At 69.8% G+C, this 16,762-nt stretch carries 19 protein-coding genes and 1 pseudogene; 11 read left to right on the forward strand and 9 right to left on the reverse strand.

Annotation, left to right across the window (positions count from 1 at the left end; all coding sequences use genetic code 11):
* Nucleotides 1–7: 7 nt before the first annotated feature.
* A pseudogene (locus SNOUR_RS44920) lies at nt 8–325 on the reverse strand (DUF3224 domain-containing protein); the annotation flags it as partial.
* Complete coding sequence (locus SNOUR_RS37415) at nt 289–759, reverse strand: hypothetical protein (RefSeq protein WP_159426001.1); 471 nt, start codon at nt 757–759, stop codon at nt 289–291. The pseudogene SNOUR_RS44920 and the gene SNOUR_RS37415, both read right to left, overlap by 37 nt.
* 420 nt (nt 760–1,179) lie before the next feature.
* On the opposite strand from SNOUR_RS37415, the gene SNOUR_RS37420 reads away from it, so the two are divergent.
* On the forward strand, nt 1,180–1,764 hold the full coding sequence (locus tag SNOUR_RS37420) for a short chain dehydrogenase (RefSeq protein ID WP_067359114.1): 585 nt from the start codon (nt 1,180–1,182) through the stop codon (nt 1,762–1,764).
* Nucleotides 1,765–2,024: 260 nt separating this feature from the next.
* On the opposite strand, the gene SNOUR_RS37425 is transcribed toward SNOUR_RS37420, so the two are convergent.
* Nucleotides 2,025–2,390, reverse strand: a complete 366-nt coding sequence (locus tag SNOUR_RS37425) for a MerR family transcriptional regulator (protein WP_067356086.1) — start codon at nt 2,388–2,390, stop codon at nt 2,025–2,027.
* Between the two features lie 131 nt (nt 2,391–2,521).
* Here SNOUR_RS37425 and SNOUR_RS37430 point away from each other — a divergent pair, with 131 nt between their 5' ends.
* Entirely contained in the window at nt 2,522–3,445 is a 924-nt protein-coding gene (locus SNOUR_RS37430; RefSeq protein ID WP_179954863.1) for an alpha/beta hydrolase, read from the forward strand.
* A 357-nt stretch (nt 3,446–3,802) separates the two neighbouring features.
* On the opposite strand, the gene SNOUR_RS37435 is transcribed toward SNOUR_RS37430, so the two are convergent.
* Nucleotides 3,803–5,131, reverse strand: a complete 1,329-nt coding sequence (locus tag SNOUR_RS37435) for an MFS transporter (protein WP_312635103.1) — start codon at nt 5,129–5,131, stop codon at nt 3,803–3,805.
* 168 nt (nt 5,132–5,299) lie between these two features.
* Here SNOUR_RS37435 and SNOUR_RS37440 point away from each other — a divergent pair, with 168 nt between their 5' ends.
* The 4 genes from SNOUR_RS37440 to SNOUR_RS37455 all read left to right on the forward strand — a co-directional run bounded on the left by SNOUR_RS37440 (nt 5,300) and on the right by SNOUR_RS37455 (nt 8,671).
* Nucleotides 5,300–6,106 (forward strand): AraC family transcriptional regulator, encoded by an 807-nt coding sequence (locus tag SNOUR_RS37440; RefSeq protein WP_067356089.1) that lies wholly within the window; start codon nt 5,300–5,302, stop codon nt 6,104–6,106.
* A 192-nt stretch (nt 6,107–6,298) separates the two neighbouring features.
* Nucleotides 6,299–7,192, forward strand: a complete 894-nt coding sequence (locus SNOUR_RS37445) for a TIGR03620 family F420-dependent LLM class oxidoreductase (protein WP_067356091.1) — start codon at nt 6,299–6,301, stop codon at nt 7,190–7,192.
* 59 nt (nt 7,193–7,251) lie between these two features.
* Complete coding sequence (locus SNOUR_RS37450) at nt 7,252–7,596, forward strand: ArsR/SmtB family transcription factor (RefSeq protein WP_067356093.1); 345 nt, start codon at nt 7,252–7,254, stop codon at nt 7,594–7,596.
* Between the two features lie 166 nt (nt 7,597–7,762).
* Nucleotides 7,763–8,671 carry an NmrA family NAD(P)-binding protein gene (locus tag SNOUR_RS37455; RefSeq protein WP_312635107.1) on the forward strand — a complete coding sequence of 303 codons (909 nt, stop codon included), beginning with the start codon at nt 7,763–7,765 and terminating at the stop codon, nt 8,669–8,671.
* Between the two features lie 103 nt (nt 8,672–8,774).
* On the opposite strand, the gene SNOUR_RS37460 is transcribed toward SNOUR_RS37455, so the two are convergent.
* Nucleotides 8,775–9,731 carry a CPBP family glutamic-type intramembrane protease gene (locus tag SNOUR_RS37460; protein ID WP_079143137.1) on the reverse strand — a complete coding sequence of 319 codons (957 nt, stop codon included), beginning with the start codon at nt 9,729–9,731 and terminating at the stop codon, nt 8,775–8,777.
* Between the two features lie 299 nt (nt 9,732–10,030).
* Between SNOUR_RS37460 and SNOUR_RS37465 the strand changes: the two genes are divergently transcribed.
* On the forward strand, nt 10,031–10,819 hold the full coding sequence (locus SNOUR_RS37465; RefSeq protein ID WP_067359117.1) for a phosphotransferase: 789 nt from the start codon (nt 10,031–10,033) through the stop codon (nt 10,817–10,819).
* Nucleotides 10,820–11,044: 225 nt separating this feature from the next.
* On the opposite strand, the gene SNOUR_RS37470 is transcribed toward SNOUR_RS37465, so the two are convergent.
* Together SNOUR_RS37470 and SNOUR_RS37475 are read right to left on the reverse strand one after the other, a co-directional pair.
* Complete coding sequence (locus SNOUR_RS37470; protein ID WP_376738564.1) at nt 11,045–11,440, reverse strand: RidA family protein; 396 nt, start codon at nt 11,438–11,440, stop codon at nt 11,045–11,047.
* A gap of 274 nt (nt 11,441–11,714) precedes the next feature.
* Nucleotides 11,715–12,359, reverse strand: a complete 645-nt coding sequence (locus tag SNOUR_RS37475; RefSeq protein ID WP_067356100.1) for a TetR/AcrR family transcriptional regulator — start codon at nt 12,357–12,359, stop codon at nt 11,715–11,717.
* Nucleotides 12,360–12,440: 81 nt separating this feature from the next.
* Here SNOUR_RS37475 and SNOUR_RS37480 point away from each other — a divergent pair, with 81 nt between their 5' ends.
* Nucleotides 12,441–12,680, forward strand: coding sequence for a hypothetical protein (locus tag SNOUR_RS37480; protein ID WP_067356103.1), 240 nt, complete (start codon nt 12,441–12,443; stop codon nt 12,678–12,680).
* Entirely contained in the window at nt 12,677–12,835 is a 159-nt protein-coding gene (locus SNOUR_RS47355) for a hypothetical protein (protein WP_167739078.1), read from the forward strand. Before SNOUR_RS37480 ends, SNOUR_RS47355 begins: the two co-directional genes overlap by 4 nt.
* 22 nt (nt 12,836–12,857) lie before the next feature.
* Here SNOUR_RS47355 and SNOUR_RS37485 read toward each other — a convergent pair whose 3' ends face one another.
* On the reverse strand, nt 12,858–13,649 hold the full coding sequence (locus SNOUR_RS37485) for an alpha/beta fold hydrolase (protein WP_067356105.1): 792 nt from the start codon (nt 13,647–13,649) through the stop codon (nt 12,858–12,860).
* Nucleotides 13,650–13,891: 242 nt separating this feature from the next.
* Nucleotides 13,892–15,079 carry an MFS transporter gene (locus SNOUR_RS37490; protein ID WP_067356108.1) on the reverse strand — a complete coding sequence of 396 codons (1,188 nt, stop codon included), beginning with the start codon at nt 15,077–15,079 and terminating at the stop codon, nt 13,892–13,894.
* Between the two features lie 237 nt (nt 15,080–15,316).
* Between SNOUR_RS37490 and SNOUR_RS37495 the strand changes: the two genes are divergently transcribed.
* Nucleotides 15,317–16,072, forward strand: coding sequence for a DeoR/GlpR family DNA-binding transcription regulator (locus SNOUR_RS37495; RefSeq protein WP_067356111.1), 756 nt, complete (start codon nt 15,317–15,319; stop codon nt 16,070–16,072).
* Nucleotides 16,073–16,075: 3 nt separating this feature from the next.
* Entirely contained in the window at nt 16,076–16,693 is a 618-nt protein-coding gene (locus SNOUR_RS37500) for an HAD family hydrolase (RefSeq protein WP_067356114.1), read from the forward strand.
* Nucleotides 16,694–16,762: the final 69 nt, after the last annotated feature.

Here is a 16,762-nt window from a genome sequence, read left to right on the forward strand (position 1 = left end):
ACGTTCCGATCCAGTGCGTGCCGTCCGCGTCGACGGCGATGCCTCCGGTCCCAGTGATCTCGGCCAGCTCATTCGTTCCGCTGCTCGGGACGATGACGAAGAACTCGCCCTGTCTGTCCTCGCCCAAGGTCGTCGCGGAGTGTGTGAAGTTGAAGGCACCCGACCGGCCATGGAGTGCCCCTTCAAAGGACTCCATCGCGACATGGGCGCCCATGCCGACGGACTGGTCGAACGCCGCGGTGAACAAGGTGGCGGAGCGCCCGACGACCTCCCCTTCGCGAGTCGGAGTCACCGCGCAGGGCGTCCTTGGCAAGCATGACCCCACACGTCAGCGCGGTCTCCTGGAGAGTCCATGGCGTGCCGCGCGAGGTACGTGTCGATGATCGGCCCGGCCTCACCGCCTTTGGCGGGAACGGCAGCGGCGAGCGCGGCCAGTCGGTCCCCCAGGGGGGTGCCCGGACCGGCCAGGATCCGCCGGGCGGCGTCTGTGGCGGCCAGGATCGCCAATGGACCGCTCTCCTGAACGCTCTTGGTGACTTCGTCGCTGAACAGCGCATCCATGAACTCTGCGCAGAGACGGTCGCCGTCCGGTGAGTTGGGGATCCCCGGTGACTCATAGGGCCGGTAGTCGGTGGCGGTCACGACCTGTGCCCCATCCAGGCCGGGGTGCCCGGGCGGCCCCATGGTCAGCCGCGCCAGCCTCTGCCGGCACGCCTGGTCGGCGAGGCCGTCCGCCAGCCGCACGAGGCTGTCCGGCACCGGACCACGACACTGCCGGACCGCAAGCGGGTCAGGGAATCGATCGACCCGCACCCGCGCCCCCTCCTGAACCCCCATGATCACCCTCCGGAAGTGTCATGGCTCCATCTACCACTCGACGCGCCCTTCTACTCGTGGTCAGCGGCTGGCTACGAGGGGGAGCGTGTGGGGGCGCATCGCTCGTACGGCTGTGCCGGCCGCCACAGTCATGACCATGACCACGCGGTCATGGGGTTGTCGTGGCCGTTACCGTTGCCACTCGCGTGACGCCAACGCCCTTGAATGTGGCGGAGGTTGTGGGAATCGGGGGATGTGAGAGGGCAGGTCTGACGGACGGGATGGGCCTGGCGGGCGCGGCAGCGTCGTCCCGGGCCGGAGATGCGGGTGTCGCGTGCGGGCGTCGTTGACATGATCAGCCGCATGAAGGTACTCGTGATCGGGGCGACCGGCACCATCGGCAGTGCGGTCGCCCACGCACTGGAAGCAATGCACCAGGTGGTCAAGGCATCCCGCAGCGGACCGTTGCGCACCGACTTGGAGGATCCCTCGTCCATCGACGCGCTCTTCGAGGGCGTGCCGGACCTGGACGCGGTGGTGTGCTGCGCCGCCAGCGGACCGTTGGTGGACCTGGCGGCGGTGACGGACGACGAGTTCGTGGCCGGTATCCAGGGCAAGCTGCTGGGTCAGGTCGCGCTGGCGCGGCGGGCCGTGCACCACCTGCGGGACGGCGGATCCATCACGCTGACCGGAGGCACGTTCTCCGCGCCCCTGGCCGGCGGTTCGCTGGGTGCCCTGGTCAACTCCGGTCTGGAGGGCTTCGTTCGCAACGCGGCCAGTGAGTTGCCCCGACGGCTGCGCATCAACCTCGTCAGCCCCGGCTGGATCAGGGAGACGTTGGAAAGCATGGGGGCGGACGGCGCCGACGGCACCCCGGTGGCCGAGGTCGCCCGAGCGTACGTCGACGCCGTGGAGGGCACGATGTGGGGACGGATCATCCGTCCGTGAGGCTCGGTGGAGGGGTGCGCGGGTGTCCCTCCACCAGGGGGCTTCCGTCAAGGCCGGGAAGTTAGCGTTTTCGCAGGTCACGCAAGGGGGAGTGGCGTGCGCACCCACACAATGATCCGCTCATGCTCGTCAGTCACATCCTCGATGACCAGCGGAGACAGTCCCGAAAACACCATCCGCACAAGCTCGTTGCCATCCATCACACGAAAGTCAACGACCCTCACGACTCTCCGTCACCACCGAATGTGAGACAGAGCCGTCTATTGGACACTCCCGCGTACGCGGCGCAGATAGTCGTCTATGGCGTCTCTGTTTCGGGTCAGGCATGCGATCCGCCGGGTCAGCTGCGCGTGTTCGTGTTCCAGGGTGTCGATCATCTCGGGGGTCACGTCGGGGAAGTAGATGGTCCGCGGCTTGTCGAGGCAGGGGAGGATCTGGCGGATGATCCGGGTGGGCAGTCCGGCGTCGAGCAGTCCGCGGATCTGCAGTACGCGGTCCACGTGTCCTTCGTGGTATTCGCGGTAGCCGTTGGCGGAGCGTTCGGGGGTGAGCAGCTGCTGCTCCTCGTAGTAGCGCAACAGGCGCCGGGTGGTGTCGGTACGGTCCGCCAGCTCTCCGATTCGCATGGGAGCGAACCTACTGCGTCAGGTGCGTGCCTCCGTTTGACCTTCACATTGATGTGAGTGTTTGAGACTCGGCACTGCTCGTCGGCAGTCGGCACGAAGCCGCTGTCCACCTGTTCACGAGGAGGACCGTTGTGGTCTCGATAGAGGTTTCCGATTTCTACGAGGAGTGGGCGACCCGCAGTGGCGCCGTCATCGACGCGGCTGCGGGGGAAGCGCCCGACTCCCTTGAGGACGCCAGGCTTGCCTACCGGAAGTTCTTCCAGGACACCCTTCCCGCGCCGGACGGGGTGGCGTTCGATGCCGTGGACGCCGGCGGCGTGGCCGCCGAGCGCGTGATCACGGCAGGTGCGGTTGACGGCCGGTATCTGGTCTACCTCCATGGGGGCGCGTACATCGCGGGCGACCCGCAGGGATACCGCGGGCTGGTCGGCCACCTCGCCCGGCGCCTGCGCGCGCACGCACTGGTGCCGGACTACCGGTTGGCGCCCGAGGCGCCCTTCCCGGCCGCGGTCGAGGATGCGGTGACGGCCTACCGCTGGTTGCTGGAGCAGGGAGTGGAGCCGGAGGACGTGGTGCTCGCCGGTGACTCGGCCGGTGGCGCGCTGGCGGTCAGCACCCTGGTCGCGGCCCGCGATCAGGGCCTTCCGATGCCGGCGGCCTCGATCGCCATCTCGCCCTGGGCCAACCTGGAACACACCGGGGCCACGATGTTCTCCCTCGACGGTGTCGACCCGTCCGTCGGCCGGGAGGGGCTGCGCCGCGCCGCGGGAATCGTCCTGGGTCGGGCTCCGGCGAACGGCCCGCTGGCCTCACCGGTTTTCGCCGACACCCGCGGTCTGCCGCCGGTACTGATCCAGATCGGGGGGCACGAGGTGATGCTCAGCGACGCCCTCCGGCTCGCCGCCAAGCTGGCGGAGGACTCCGTGCCCACGCGCCTGGACGTCGCCCCGGAGATGGGGCACGTCTGGCATCTCCTCGTCAGCCATCTCCCCGCTGCGGACAAGGCCGTCGCCGACGCCGTCGCCTTCGCGTTGGAGCACCTGCGTGCGGAGTGAGGACGCCTGACGGCCGGTCCGGGCTGCTGTGGGCCCGGACCGGCCGCTACGGGACGGTCATCCCCAGCGCGGATGCACTGCCCAACAGGCGTCCAGCGCCCGGACATGAAAACGGAGATGCCATCCGGACTGGGAAGATTCGGCTGTCTAGGACTACGTCTAGCCGATCAAGATATGCATCTCCGGGATTCAGCCCCTCACTCGGTGCCAGCCTCCGGGCAGGCGGGCGACGGCGCCCCCGGAAGTCTTGGTCGGCTCCCTGACCCGACGAGCTCCGTTGCTCTACGCCAGAAACCCCTCACTCCCCCTTGCGTGACCTGCGAAAACGCTAACTTCCCGGCCTTGGGCTTCCGCGAGTCAAGTGGACGTCGACCCGGCCGAGTTCGTCGTCTCCTTCGCCTTCGTTGCCTGCTTCGTTGTTTCCTTCTTTGTTTCTCTCTTTGTTTCCTTCGTCTTCGTTGTCGGTGGTGCGGAGGACAGTGTCTGCGGCGGGGCCGGCTCGGGCAGCGTCCGGAACAGCAGCCAGCTCACCACGGGCATCAGGATCAGCGGGGACAGCGCCGTACGAAGGGAAGTGGCGTCCGCCAGGCTGCCGAGGAGCGGACTGGCGAGTCCGCCGATGCTGACGGCCAGGCCGAGGGTGATCCCGCTGGCCGTGCCCATCCGCGAGGGGAGATAGTCCTGACCGAGCGTGACTTGGAGCGAGAACGGAACGTACAGGCCGGCGGAGGCCAGTGCCACGAACGCATAGATCGCCGGGCCGGGAACGTAGACGACGCCTGCCACTGCGGCGACGGAGAGCAGGTAGGACCTGCGGACGACGGTGACCCGGTCCCAGCGGTTGGCGAGGCTGCCGCCCAGCACGGTGCCCACCGCCCCACCGAGGTAGAGCACGCACAACGCCACCGTGCCCGTAGCCGGACCGCCTCCGGTGCGCTGCCGGACGTGGAACGCGAGGAACGTGCTCAGGCCGATGAAGACGATGGACCGGCATGCCACTGCCAGGGACAGTTTGACGAAGGAGGTCTTGTCGTCGCCGACCCTCCAGGGGCCTTCGTCCGCTCCGTCTGCTTCGTCAGTGATGGAGCTGGGGGCCGGACCGGAGCGAGGGCCCGGGGAAGGGGCAGGGGCAGGTGGGTCGGACTGGGGGGCGGTCCGGGGATCGTTCTGCGGCGCCCTGGTCGTTGTCCGGCTCAGCAGGCGCAGGGCGGGCAGGCACAGCACGCTGCCGGCCAGGGCCGGTATCAGTAGCAGGGGTGACTGGCGCAGGCCGCCGGTCGCGATGACCGCGGTGACCAGGACGGGTGCCGCGGCGAAGCCGAGGTTGCCGCCCAGCGAGAACCAGCCCATCGCGGAGTGACTGCCCCGGCTGGCGAGCCGGGCGACGCGGGCCGACTCGGGGTGGTAGGCGGCCACCCCGACCCCGGAAACCGCCACGAACGCCAACGTCAGCGGATAGGAACCGGTGAGGCCGCTGAGCGCGATCCCCAGTCCGCCCAACACTGTGCTGACGGGCAGTAGCCAGGGCAGTGCCCGGCGGTCGGTGAGGGCGCCGAACAGCGGTTGGGCGACCGAGGACAGGAGTGCGGCGGCGAGGACGATCCCGGAGGCGGTGGCGTAGGTGTAGGCACGCTCGGCGACGAAGAACGGGACGAGCGACGCCACCGCACCCTGATAGACGTCCACACAGGCATGCCCGATCGACAGGAGGAGGATCGACTTGTGCCGCGCCGACGCGTGCCCGCCTGTTGCGGTGCCGCGTGATGCGTTCCTCGATGACTGGTTCCGTTTCCTTGACACAGCGCCATGCTCGCCGCGGGCCCTCGTGTCGCACTTCCGATAAAGTGCCAATCGATGACGAAAATCCGTCACGAGCCGATCGCACCGACCCGCGCCCAGTGGCTGTCTCCCGGTGCGGGCATCGACGCCCACCGCCATGACGACCACCAGATCGTCTATGCCGCCCGCGGAGTGCTCGCCATCACCACGGACGCCGGGACCTGGGTCGCGCCGGCCAACCGCGCCATCTGGGTGCCGGCCGGCCGTGCGCACGCCCACCAGGCCCACGGCACCCTCGAACTGCACCTGGTGGGCCTGCCCGCCACCGACAACCCGCTCGGCCTGGACGAGCCCACCGTGCTGACCGTCAGCCCCTTGCTGCGCGAGCTGATCCTCGCCTACACCCGCGCACCGCACGACGAAGGCCCCGAACGCGCACGCCTCCGCGCCGTCCTGCTCGACCAACTGCGCGCCTCGCCGCAGCAGCCCGTGCACCTGCCCGCCCCCACCTCGCCCCGGCTCCAGGCGCTCTGTGCGCTGCTGCGCGCCGATCGGGCCGACAACCGCACCCTGGCTGCCCTGGGCAGGGAGATCGGTGCCAGCGATCGCACCCTCTCCCGCCTCTTCAAGTCCGAGCTCGGCATGACCTTCCCGCAGTGGCGGACCCAACTGCGCCTGTACCACGCCCTGGTGCTGTTGGCGGAGAACACCCCGGTCACCACCGTGGCCCACCTGTGCGGTTGGTCGTCCGCCAGTGCCTTCATCGACGTCTTCCGTCGTGCCTTCGGCCACACGCCGGGCGCCCATCAGGCGGAAGCCGGGCGGTCCGCAGTCAACGCCCGCATCACCCCAGGCAACATCCACGACGGCACGCTGGGCTGAAGCGCTACGCGCCGAGCCTGAAATCCCCTGTCAGTTATCGGTTATCAGCTATGGGGGCTATCAGCTGTCGGCTCCAGGCCATCCGGTGTCACGACGAGACGACTTGCGGCACGTATCGTCATTCTGCGATAGTTCGATCTGTGCCTGTTTGATCGATGGTGGGCACCGGTGATGTGCGTGAGGAGCTGTGCGATGGGTGGTATTGACGGCCTGGATCTCGGCGCGTTCGGGATCTACACCTTCGACTTCGAGCACCAACCGGCCGTGCAGCTGCGCGAGTCGATCCAGGAACTGGAGGAACAGGGATGGCGGGCCATCTGGATCCCTGAGGTCGGCGGGCGCGAGGCACTCACACACGCCGGCTTCCTGCTCTCCGCCACCGAGCGGATGCACGTCATCAACGGCATTGCCCGAATCTGGTCGCGCGGGGCCCGCTCCACGTACGGCGCCAGTCTCCTCCTCGCCGACGCCTATCCCCACAGGCACGTACTCGGCCTGGGGTTCGGTGGCGAGCCGCGGCCAGGGGGCAAGCCCGTGACGGCGATGATCGAGTACCTCGACGAACTGGACGCACTCGCGCCGTCCAACCCCGCGCCGCACGCCCCGATGCACCGCGTCCTGGCCGCGTACGGGCCCAGGATGTTGGAGTTGGCGCGCGAGCGTTCGGCCGGTGCCCACACCTACCACGTCAACGTGGCCCACACCGCACAGGCGCGGGAGATCCTCGGGCCGGACGCGTTCCTCGGGGTGGAGCATGCGGTCCTGTTCGAGTCCGACCCTGCCACGGCCCGCGCCGTCGCCCGGGAGCACCTGCACGGGTACCTTTCCACGCCGTACAACGTCGCGAAGTTCCGCCGGCTCGGCTACGCGGAGGAGGAGATCGCCAACGGCGGCAGTGACCGGCTCGTCGACGATTTCGTGTTCTGGGGCGACCTGGACACCATCGTCGAGAAGCTGAACGGTCATGTCGCGGCGGGTGCGGACCACGTCGGGGTGCAGGTGATCGGGGTCGAGCCGGGTCGGTCCGCGATGCCGCACTTGCGCAGGCTCGGCGAAGCCCTGCTGCCGCGGAGCGGTGCCGCCTGAGCCAGGCATGCCAAATCGGGATTCTTCGAAACGTCGGTATTGAGCTGTACCCTGGGGGCATGACGGACACGGCGACTGCAAACGCGACCACACCGGATCCCGATGTGGTCGACGCGTTGCGGGCGCTGGCGAATCCGATGCGCCTGCAGATGCTGCTGTGGTTGCGGGATCCCCTCCGCAACTTCGCAGGTATGGAGACCATCGCCGACCCGCTCGAAGTCGGGGTCTGTGTGAGCCACATCCAGGCCAAGGCGGGACTCGCCCAGTCAACGGTGTCGGCGTACATGGCCGAACTCCAGCGAGCGGGGTTGGTGCGGGCGACGCGGGTGGGCAAGTGGACCCACTACAAGCGCGACGAGCAGCGCATCGCCCAGTTCGTCACCGTGCTCGGACAGACGTTGTAGCGCGCGACCCCACTTCTCCGCGCCACCACGGTCACGGCCTCCGGCGCACGCAGCCGCCGACATCCACGGTTCCGAATCCCCTTTCCATTGCTGATTGCTGTCGCTGTAGAGGGAGAAAGCGTCGATGACTGCACATACGATTCAGCCCGGGACCGACACTGTGCCCGTGCCCGAGTCCGAGACTGTGACCGTGTTGGTGACCACGCCGCGGGGGGTGGTGGGCCGCCATGTGACCGAGGCGTTGCGAGACCGGAGCGACGTGCGCTTTCTGGTGCGTTCGGCGGCGACCGCCCAGGCACTGGAAGGAGCGGTGCGCGGGGAGGTCTTCCACGGGGACGCAGCCAACCCCGAGGACGTGCGGCGCGCGGTCGAGGGTGTGGACCGGCTCTTCCTCGCGCACCCCTTCGCTGAGGACCAGATCGCAGCGGAGACCGCCCTCGGTGTGGCCGCCGTCGAAGCCGGCGTACGGCGGATCGTCAAACTCGGCGCCCGGAGTTTCGGCTCCGGCATCGCCCCCGACGCCGTCACCGGCAACCACGACGTCATCACCGACCGTCTGCGCGACGCCGGCATCGCGGAGCTGACGGTCCTTCAACCCGACCGCTTCCTCCAGAACTTCCTGCCCGCGGCACCCGCCATCGCGCGGGGCACGTTCGCCGATCCGGCCGGGCCCGGTGCCCGGGGCTATGTGGACGTACGTGACATCGCCGACGTCGCGGTCGCCGAACTCCTCGCGGACCGGCCGGTGGGCGGCGCGATCGAGATCAGCGGCCCCGCGGCACTGACCCTGGCCGAGCTCGCCGCCTCCTTCGGGAACGCGCTCGGTGTGCCGGTGCGGCACGTCGACGTACCACTGGACGATGCCTGGCGCGCCGGGTTGGCGGAGTGCGGAGTCTCCCCACGGACCATCGACGGACTGCACGACCTGTACACGAACTATCGCCGTGAGGGTGTGGCGGGCCTGGGCGAGGGCCTCCAGCGCGTGCTCGGCCGGCCACCGCGCTCGGCCGACGACTTCGCCACGCAGGTCCTGCGGCCGGCGGCATCGTCGGGTGTTCCCGGGCCGGGATGCTGACTGTGCGGGGGCGGTGAGGCGGAGAGTGCCAGGGTTGACTGGCCCGCCCATTCGAGGTTGCCGCACCCCGCACCCTGCACCCCGTCGTCGTCGGTCGCCCCCGTCATGCGCCTTTTGCGACGGGTTGGCCCGTGGGGACGGAGCCGGAGGTTGGGGCGTGGGGTGGGGTGCGGAGTCGGCCGGTGAGGGCGAGGAAAGTGCCCAGCGCGCCCGACGCGATCCAGCCGGGCCAACCGGTGAGTCCCATGTGCAGCGGGTCCAATGTGGCGGTCGGGTCGGCGAATTCCCTGACCATGCCGACACTCGCCGAGCTGACGAAGGCGTGCGCGAGCACGGCGGGAAGTACCGAGCCAGAGCGCAGTCGCAGCCAGGTGAAGACCGGCAGGATGAGCGTGCAGCTCACCAGCATCGCGGGCACCGAGACATACCACGGCCGGCCGGGGTACTGCCCGCCCATGAGCAGTGTGGGCAGGTGCCAGAGCGCGAAGGCGCAACCGGTGAGGAGGTACGCGCGCAGCAGGTGCGTACCGCCGCCGACCCGGGCCAGGCGGGGGAACAGGTAGCCCTGCCAACCCAGTTCCTCGCCGAAGAACAGTGGTAGTGACACCACGATCTGCACCAGCATTCCGCCTGCCCATCCGCCCAGCGTGCCCCAGTGCAGTTCACCCAGCGGGTAGGCCCCCGCGGCGGTGCCGATGACGAGTGCGGCGGCGGTCAGACCGGCAGGCACGGCGAGACCCATCAGGCAGGCTCGTACGCCACGTCCCCAGGGTCTGGGCCACTGCAGGGCCAGTGCGTCCCGCACCCGACCGCCCGGCTCGACCAGGCGGGTCACGAAGATCGCGGCGAGCGCCGGCGCGAACATCGCCGCCGCGATGCAGACCTCCGCCAGGGTACTGGTCTCCTCTCGCGCACTCCCGCGCCGGAACCCGCTGAGCAGCAGCGGCGACATCGCGATCCACATACCCAGATTGGCGATCACCAGGTAGACCACCGGCCCGCGCCGCCGCCGTACGGGTTCCCGCGCTGCTGGGAGATTTGTCGCCGGGAGATTCGTCATGGCGGTGACGCTACGGAGCCGCCACGCGGGGGAGAATCCAGCCAGCCCCAGTCATTCCACTCCAGGAGTCCCCACCTGACGAGGTGTGGTGCACCCCACCAAGCAGCGGTCCGGCATGGGGAGTTGTGCGACCTGGTGGCTGGCCGGCTGGCCTCCTGCATGGAGGGGGCTGGTGCATGGCCGGGCCACCGTGGTCGGCTGGCCCGGCCGGCCCTGTGTCGGCGGCCATACGTCGGCGGAGGCAGCGGACTGCCGAAAAATCCCGGGTGGGCCGCCCGTAGGTGATCTACCGTGGCGTCATGTCCAGCGACTCCGCGATCACGACTTTTTCCGACGGATGGGACAGCGAGGCGCGCCTGGTCGCCGGCCGGTGGGTGGAGCGTCGTCCCCGCCGTCCGGAGGTCGCCGGGCAACTGGTCATGGAGACGGGACTGATGCCGTGGCTCGCTCCGCAGCTGCCGCTGCCCGTCCCGGTGCCTGCCGTCGTGACCGACGAGCCGCTGGTCGTCCGGCATGCCCTTGTCCCAGGCGAACCGCTCGCGGCACCGACCGCCGCGCAGGGGCGCCGACTGGGAGACTTCCTCCGCGTCCTGCACGCCGCCGATACGGCGGAAGCGGAACGGCGCGGAGTGCCGTCCGCATCACGGGTAAGCGGCGAACGCGTCGCGTGGGTAGGGGAGTTCACCTCCCGTGTCCTGCCGTTGCTCCCCGCCGACCGGTGCGCCCCGGCCGCCGCCCTGCTCGCTGAGGTGACTGCACTGCCGGCCCACACCCTCGTCCACGGCGACCTCGGTCCCGAACACGTCCTGGCCCGAGACGGCGACCTCACCGGCGTCATCGACTTCGGTGACGTCCACATCGGTGACCCCGCCATCGACCTTGCCTGGGCGCTGCACGCCACGCCACCCGCGTTCGCCGAAGCCCTCGCGGCCACCTATCCCGTCACCCCTCAACTCCGCCAACGCGCCCTGCTCTGGCATCGCTTGGGGCCCTGGTACGAGGTCACCCACGGGTTGGACCTCGGCGACCCGCACACGGTCAGTAGCGGACTGGACGGGGTCCTCGACCGCCTGCGGGCCGCGCCCTGACGCATCCGGTGCCTGTAGCTGCACTCCTACCCGTACCCACACCCGTACCCGTTCCGTACCTGTACCTGTACCTGTAATCGTCCCGTACCTGTACTCGTACCCGTGCCTGTACTCGTTCCCTTGGCCCTACAGGGACCCGTACCGGGACCGGGACCGGGACCGGGACCGGGCGGTGTCCGCGGGCCCGCGCCGGCGTGCATCCGCGCACGCCGGACGGGCGCGTGCTCAGGACGCGGTCGGGACCACTGCCCATGCCTCGACCTCGGCACGGAATGCCGGATTGACCAGTCCGGCGACCTTGACCAACGAACATGCCGGCGGGCGCGCGGCATCCTGGTACTCGTCCCGGACCCGGCGGAACGTGTCCAGATCCGCCAGATCGGTCAGATACACCGTCAGCTTGACGATGTGGTCGAGGTCCGAGCCGGCTGCCTTGAGGGCCGTGGTGAGGTTCGCGTAGATCTGGTGTATCTGGGCTTCGGGGTCCCCTTCGCCGACCACTTGGCCGGCGCTGTCCACGGGGACCTGTCCGGAGACCACGACCATCGGGCCGGTGAACGCCACCGCATGGCTGTAGTTGTTGACCGGCGGCGCGCCCTCAGGCCGGACGAGGTGCTGCATCAACTCTCCTCACTCGCATTTCGGATCCCCCAGGAGTAATCCCTGGAGGGAAGATCCGCAAGTGCCGCCAGCACCGAGGGGCCTGCAAGTGCCGCGGGTCCCATGCGTTCCCCCCCCACGCCCGTCCGTCCGCGCGTTCCGTCCGTTACCTGCACTTCCTGCACTCCCTACATTCCGTGCATTCCGTGCATTCCGTGCGTTGAGCAGGTGTCGTAGGCGCACGTAGGTGCGGTAGATGCCGGCAGTCGCGGAAGTCCCGCTCCCTGCGGGGTGCTTATCGTCCCCTTGTCGGGGCCTCGGTGGGCAGTGACAGGTTGCCCAGGTGTGTGACCAGCACGTCCAGGCATGCCTGTGGGGTGAGGAGGTCGGGGTGGAGGACGGTGCTGAGGCCGAGTCCGTCCAGGAGTGCCGTCAGTCGTTCGGTTTCGATGGTGAGGTCGAGGTCGGGGCGCAGGGTGCCCGATGCGTCGAGTCGACTGAGCACGCGGTGTACCAGGTGCCTGGTGCCTTCCGCGGTCTGACGGGACAGGTCGCGGAAGGCCGGGTCGGTGCGGGTAGCGGTGTTGAAGTCGAGGAAGACGGTGACCTCGGCGTGGCGGCTCTCGTCGAGAGGGAGGAACTCCGCCAGGAGCTCCACGGTGAGCCGGAGTTGTTCGGTGCGGGGGTAGCGGCTCAGGTCGCCGATCCGGTCGATGTGGTCGAGCAGTCTGTCGCTGACCCGGTCGAGCATCGACTGCATCGCGAAGTGCATCAGGTCGTGCTGACTGGCGAAGTAGTGCCGCAGGGAGCCGATGTTGAGTTCTGCTTCGGCCGCGACGGCGCGCAGCGAGGTGCGCTGGAGGCCGTCGCGGACGACGACGCGGAACAGTGCGTCGACGACGAGGCGACGGCGGGCCTCCGGATCCACGTGCTTGGGCATGGAGCCTTTCTATCACGCCTGTGATACAACGGAAGCGAAGGGATTTATCACAGGTGTGACAGAACGGGTGGAGGGTTCCTCGTGGAGACGTACCTCAATTTCATGCTGGTCAGGTTCGGGGTGATCGTGGGCGGTCTGGTGGTGCTGGCGCTGCTGGTCTTCGCTGTCGCCCTGGCCCTCAAGCGCCGGGGCAGGCTCGACGATGTGCGCCGGTACGCCGACCCCGCGATGCGGGCCGGGTTGCGTGCCGCCGCCCGGCGGCTGGAAGAGGGCCGGCAGCGCGGAGCGTCCCGGCCGCGGCGCCGGGGTGGCTGGCGATGACCGGCCTCGCGGCGGGATCGTCCGAACTCCTTCAGCACCTGCTGCTGGATCGCGTCATCAAGATCGCCATCGTGTTGGCGGCCCTCGGCGTATTGGCGACGGGCATGGCCCTGATCTGGCGGAGGGGCGGGCGCACGAAGGACGGACGCGACTGAGGTGCGTCAGGATGTCAGGGCGTCAGGCCAGTTGCCGTCCGTGCTCCGGTGCGGCCAGCGCGGCCGTGGTGGCACGGGCGAAGGCGTCCGGGTTGTCCAGCATGATGTTGTGTCCGCAGTCCGGGATGGGGACCACGGCCACCCCCGCCTCGGCGAGCGCGTCGGCGCCGGGCAGCGGGCCGTCGGCCTCCGGCAGGAGGTAGGCGCGCGGGATCCGCAGTTGCAGCAGGAGTTCACGCATGGTGGGAACGGTGCCGCGGGTGAGGTGGACCGCGCTGCGGTGCAGGGCCTCGCGGCCGGTCAGGCGCATGGTGGACCACCAGTGCGGGCCGACCCGGTCGCGGACCTCCTGCCAGCCGCCGTCGAGGAATTCCTGCTCGGAGTAGTTGGCGATGCCGCTGCTGCCGCCGGCGGCGGGCCGGGGCGGGATGGGGTCCAGGTTGGCGTCCACCAGGACCAGGCGGGAGACCAGGTGCGGGTGTCGGGCGGCGAGGACGATGGCCACCGAACCGCCCATGCTGTGGGCGATCAGCTGCGCACCGGTGACCCCCGCCGCGGTCAGCGCGTTGGCGAGGGCGTCCGCGTGTGCCTCAAGGGTGTAGTCGAAGTCCGTGGGGCGGTCGCTGATGCCGTGACCGAGCAGGTCGATCAGCAGTGAACGGTGACCGGTCAGCAGGGGGTGGCTCGCGATCTCCGCGAAGTAGGCGGGCGAGGTGGCGCCCAGGCCGTGCAAGTAGACGCGGGCGGGTTCCTGACCGGGAAGTTCGACCCAACGGATTCGGTCGCCCTCGGTTGTCACTACGGCGTTGCGCACGGTTCCGGCCCCCTGGACTGATGATCGACGAACGGTGACCGACGAGCGGTGACCGATGAGTGGTGATCGGTGAGTGGTGATCGGTGAATGGTGATCGACGGACGGCGACCGACGCATGATGATCGACGGGCGGTGACCGACGGACCTTGATCGTAACCGCCTGTCCGCGGTGCGGTTCGGGAAATCGGGGGGCGTTACCTCCTCTCGTCGACAGCGGTGATCTCCCATGGGGTTGTGGTCCGTCAGGCCGCCGGTTCGGTCTCGCGCGGGGCGGGCGAGGGGGGTTGGGGGTGTAGGACTCCTGCGCTGATGGTGGCCACGACGCAGAACGCCACGGGCAGGAAGAGCGTGAGGTTGAGCGGTATGAGGTGGGTCAAGGGGCCTATGACGGCGGGGCCGGCGAGCATGCCGAGGTAGCCGAGGCCGGCGACCCGGGAGACGTTGGCCCCGGCGTTGTCGGGGTCGAGGTGGCCGGCGGCGCTGAAGAGTTGGGGGACACAGCCGGACAGGCCGGCGCCGAACACCGCCCAACCGGCCAGGGCCAGGGGGATCCATGGGGAGAGGGCCGCCGCGGTCAGGCCGACGGCGGCCGTGGCGGCGCCGTAGCGCAGGATGAGCACCGGGCCGAGGCGGTCGGCCGCCCGGTCGGCCAGGAGGCGGCCGAGGGTCATGGTGGTGGCGAAGGCCCCGTAGGCGAGGGCGGCGGTGGCGGCGGGCGCGTCCAGGACGGTGCGCAGATGGAGCGCGCTCCAGTCGTTGGCCACGCCCTCGCACAGCATGATCATCAAGGCGAGTCCGGCCAGGATCCAGATGTGCCGGGGGGTGGTGCGCCGGGCCCGTGGGGTGGTGGCGGCATCCGGGGTGCCGGAGTCGGGGTCGGGGGCAGGGCCGGGCGATCCGGTGGACGGCAGGAGCGCCGGGGCGGCCAGGGCGGCGACGGCCAGGCCCAGGAGGGTCGCCGCGCCGAGGGTCGCCGCGGGGCTCCAGTTCAGGGCGAGTGCGCGGGCGCCCACCAGGGAGGCCAGCACGCCACCGATGGAGAAGGTCGCATGGAAGGCGGACATGACGGGGCGTCGGTAGCCGCGTTCCACCTGGACGGCGTGGGCGTTCATGCTGACGTCCAGGCAGCCGTTGCCGACCCCGAGCAACAGCAGAGCCGCCCCCAATGTCCAGGTGTGCGCGGCCAGTCCGGGCAGGAACAGCGTCAGGCTGCACAGTGCCGCGCTGAGCGGGACGACCGTGCGGGCGCCGAAGCGGTCGGTGAGCGGCCCGACGACCTGCATGCCGACGAAGGCACCCGCGCCGAGCAGCAGCAGAAGCCAGCCGAGGACGGCATGGCTGATCCCCGCCCGGTGCTCGACGCCGGGGATGTGGACGATCCACATGCCCATCAGGAAGCCGTTGAGGGCGAAGTAGGCGAAGGTGGCCATCCGCGCGGCCCGCAGCCGGGTCGTAGACGGTGCCCCGGGAGGTGTCCGGGGCGTCGTCCGGAGTGTTGTGTCGGGCCGGGCCTCTGGCTGGGCCTCCGGTCGGGATGCCGGCTGAGTCTCCGGCTGTATCTCCGGCCGCGTCTCCGATTGTTTCGATGTCTCCATACTTCGAACGTAGCGAACAAATGCAATGTGCGAAAGCTTGCCATACGAACATTGAAGATGTTCAATGGGGTTATGGCTGGGACAGAACGACTGAGGCGGATCACCGAGGCCGTACGTGAGGCGGGGCGCATCGGCGTCGCCGAACTGGCTGAGCTGACCGGCGCCTCGGAGATGACCATCCGCCGCGACCTGGAGGCACTGGCCGCCCAGGGGGTCATCGAGCGCTATCGCGGGGGAGCCAGGAGCTTGCTGCTGCGCGGTGTGGAACCCCCGTTCGCGCTGCGCGCCCAGGAGGGACTGGAGGCCAAGCGGCGGATCGCCGCCGAGGTCGCCGGGCTGATCGCCGACGGCGAGTCGGTCGTCCTCGACAGCGGGACCACCTGCCTGGAAGTGGCCCGTGCGCTGGCCCACCGCCGGGTGACCGTCATGCCGCTGTCCCTGCACGCCGTCAACGCCCTGGCCGACGGCCCGCACTTGACCCTGCTCGTTCCGGGCGGCCGGCCCCGGCCGGGCGAACTCGCGCTGACCGGCCCCCTGACCGAGGCGTCACTGACCGCCCTGCGCTTCGACACCGCCGTGCTCGGCTGCTGCGGACTCACCGCCGAGGACGGCCTGACCGCCTACGACCTGGACGACGCCGCGATCAAGCGCACCGCCCTCGGCTGCGCCCGCCGCGTCATCGCCGTCGCCGAAGCCGGCAAGCTCTCCCGCACCGCCCTCGCCCATGTCGCACCGGTCGACGCCCTGCACGCGGTCGTCACGGACACCGCCCCGGACGACCGCACGGAGCGGTTGACCGCGGCCGGCGTGACCGTCAGGACGGTGTGACCGATGGCGACCGGGACCGTGCTCTTCGACCTGTTCGGCGTTCTCGCACGACAGCAGTCCGCCGACGGCCGGCAGTGCCTGATCCGGGCGGCCGGGGTGCCGGCAGCGGACTTCTGGGACGCCTACTGGGCGTTGCGCCCGCCCTACGACCGCGGCGAGATCGACGGGCCCGGCTACTGGCGGCGACTGGCCGACCGCCTCGGTGTCCGCTTCGACGAGCGGCGGATCGCCGCGCTGATCGCCGCCGACGTCGAGAGTTGGAGCGCCGTCGATGCCACCATGATCACCCTGATCGAGGAGCTGGCGCGGCGGGGCCGCCGGATCGGCCTGCTTTCCAACATCCCCGAGGAACTGGCGCGCCACTACGAGAACCACCATGCCTGGCTCGACCACTTCGCCGTGCGCGCCTTCTCCTGCCGCCTCGGCCACGCCAAGCCCGAACCCGCCGCCTACCACTGGTGCCAGCGGGCCCTGTCCGAACCGCCGCACCGGATCCTCTTCGTCGACGACCGCCGGGAGAACGTCCGGGCCGCCGAGGCAACCGGCATGCGCGGGCACCTCTTCACCACCCAGGACCGTCTGCGCGCCCAGCTCGACCGGTGGGACACCGCGGCGGGGTGAGGGCTACGGACGGGGAGCGGCGCCAGCGGTGGGGGACGGACGGGAGGTCGCGAGCCCGACCCCGGGGTC

Source organism: Streptomyces noursei ATCC 11455, assembly GCF_001704275.1.
In the GTDB taxonomy this organism is placed as follows: Bacteria; Actinomycetota; Actinomycetes; order Streptomycetales; family Streptomycetaceae; genus Streptomyces; species Streptomyces noursei.

Bases quoted from the DNA above. Each gene is read 5' to 3' on its own strand.
- SNOUR_RS37420 (WP_067359114.1), top strand. From the start codon at position 1,180: ATGAAGGTACTCGTGATCGGGGCGACCGGCACCATCGGCAGTGCGGTC.
- SNOUR_RS37425 (WP_067356086.1), bottom strand. From the start codon at position 2,390: ATGCGAATCGGAGAGCTGGCGGACCGTACCGACACCACCCGGCGCCTG.
- SNOUR_RS37440 (WP_067356089.1), top strand. From the start codon at position 5,300: ATGACGAAAATCCGTCACGAGCCGATCGCACCGACCCGCGCCCAGTGG.
- SNOUR_RS37445 (WP_067356091.1), top strand. From the start codon at position 6,299: ATGGGTGGTATTGACGGCCTGGATCTCGGCGCGTTCGGGATCTACACC.
- SNOUR_RS37450 (WP_067356093.1), top strand. From the start codon at position 7,252: ATGACGGACACGGCGACTGCAAACGCGACCACACCGGATCCCGATGTG.
- SNOUR_RS37460 (WP_079143137.1), bottom strand. From the start codon at position 9,731: ATGACGAATCTCCCGGCGACAAATCTCCCAGCAGCGCGGGAACCCGTA.
- SNOUR_RS37465 (WP_067359117.1), top strand. From the start codon at position 10,031: ATGTCCAGCGACTCCGCGATCACGACTTTTTCCGACGGATGGGACAGC.
- SNOUR_RS37470 (WP_376738564.1), bottom strand. From the start codon at position 11,440: ATGCAGCACCTCGTCCGGCCTGAGGGCGCGCCGCCGGTCAACAACTAC.
- SNOUR_RS37475 (WP_067356100.1), bottom strand. From the start codon at position 12,359: ATGCCCAAGCACGTGGATCCGGAGGCCCGCCGTCGCCTCGTCGTCGAC.
- SNOUR_RS47355 (WP_167739078.1), top strand. From the start codon at position 12,677: ATGACCGGCCTCGCGGCGGGATCGTCCGAACTCCTTCAGCACCTGCTG.
- SNOUR_RS37490 (WP_067356108.1), bottom strand. From the start codon at position 15,079: ATGGCCACCTTCGCCTACTTCGCCCTCAACGGCTTCCTGATGGGCATG.
- SNOUR_RS37495 (WP_067356111.1), top strand. From the start codon at position 15,317: ATGGCTGGGACAGAACGACTGAGGCGGATCACCGAGGCCGTACGTGAG.
- SNOUR_RS37500 (WP_067356114.1), top strand. From the start codon at position 16,076: ATGGCGACCGGGACCGTGCTCTTCGACCTGTTCGGCGTTCTCGCACGA.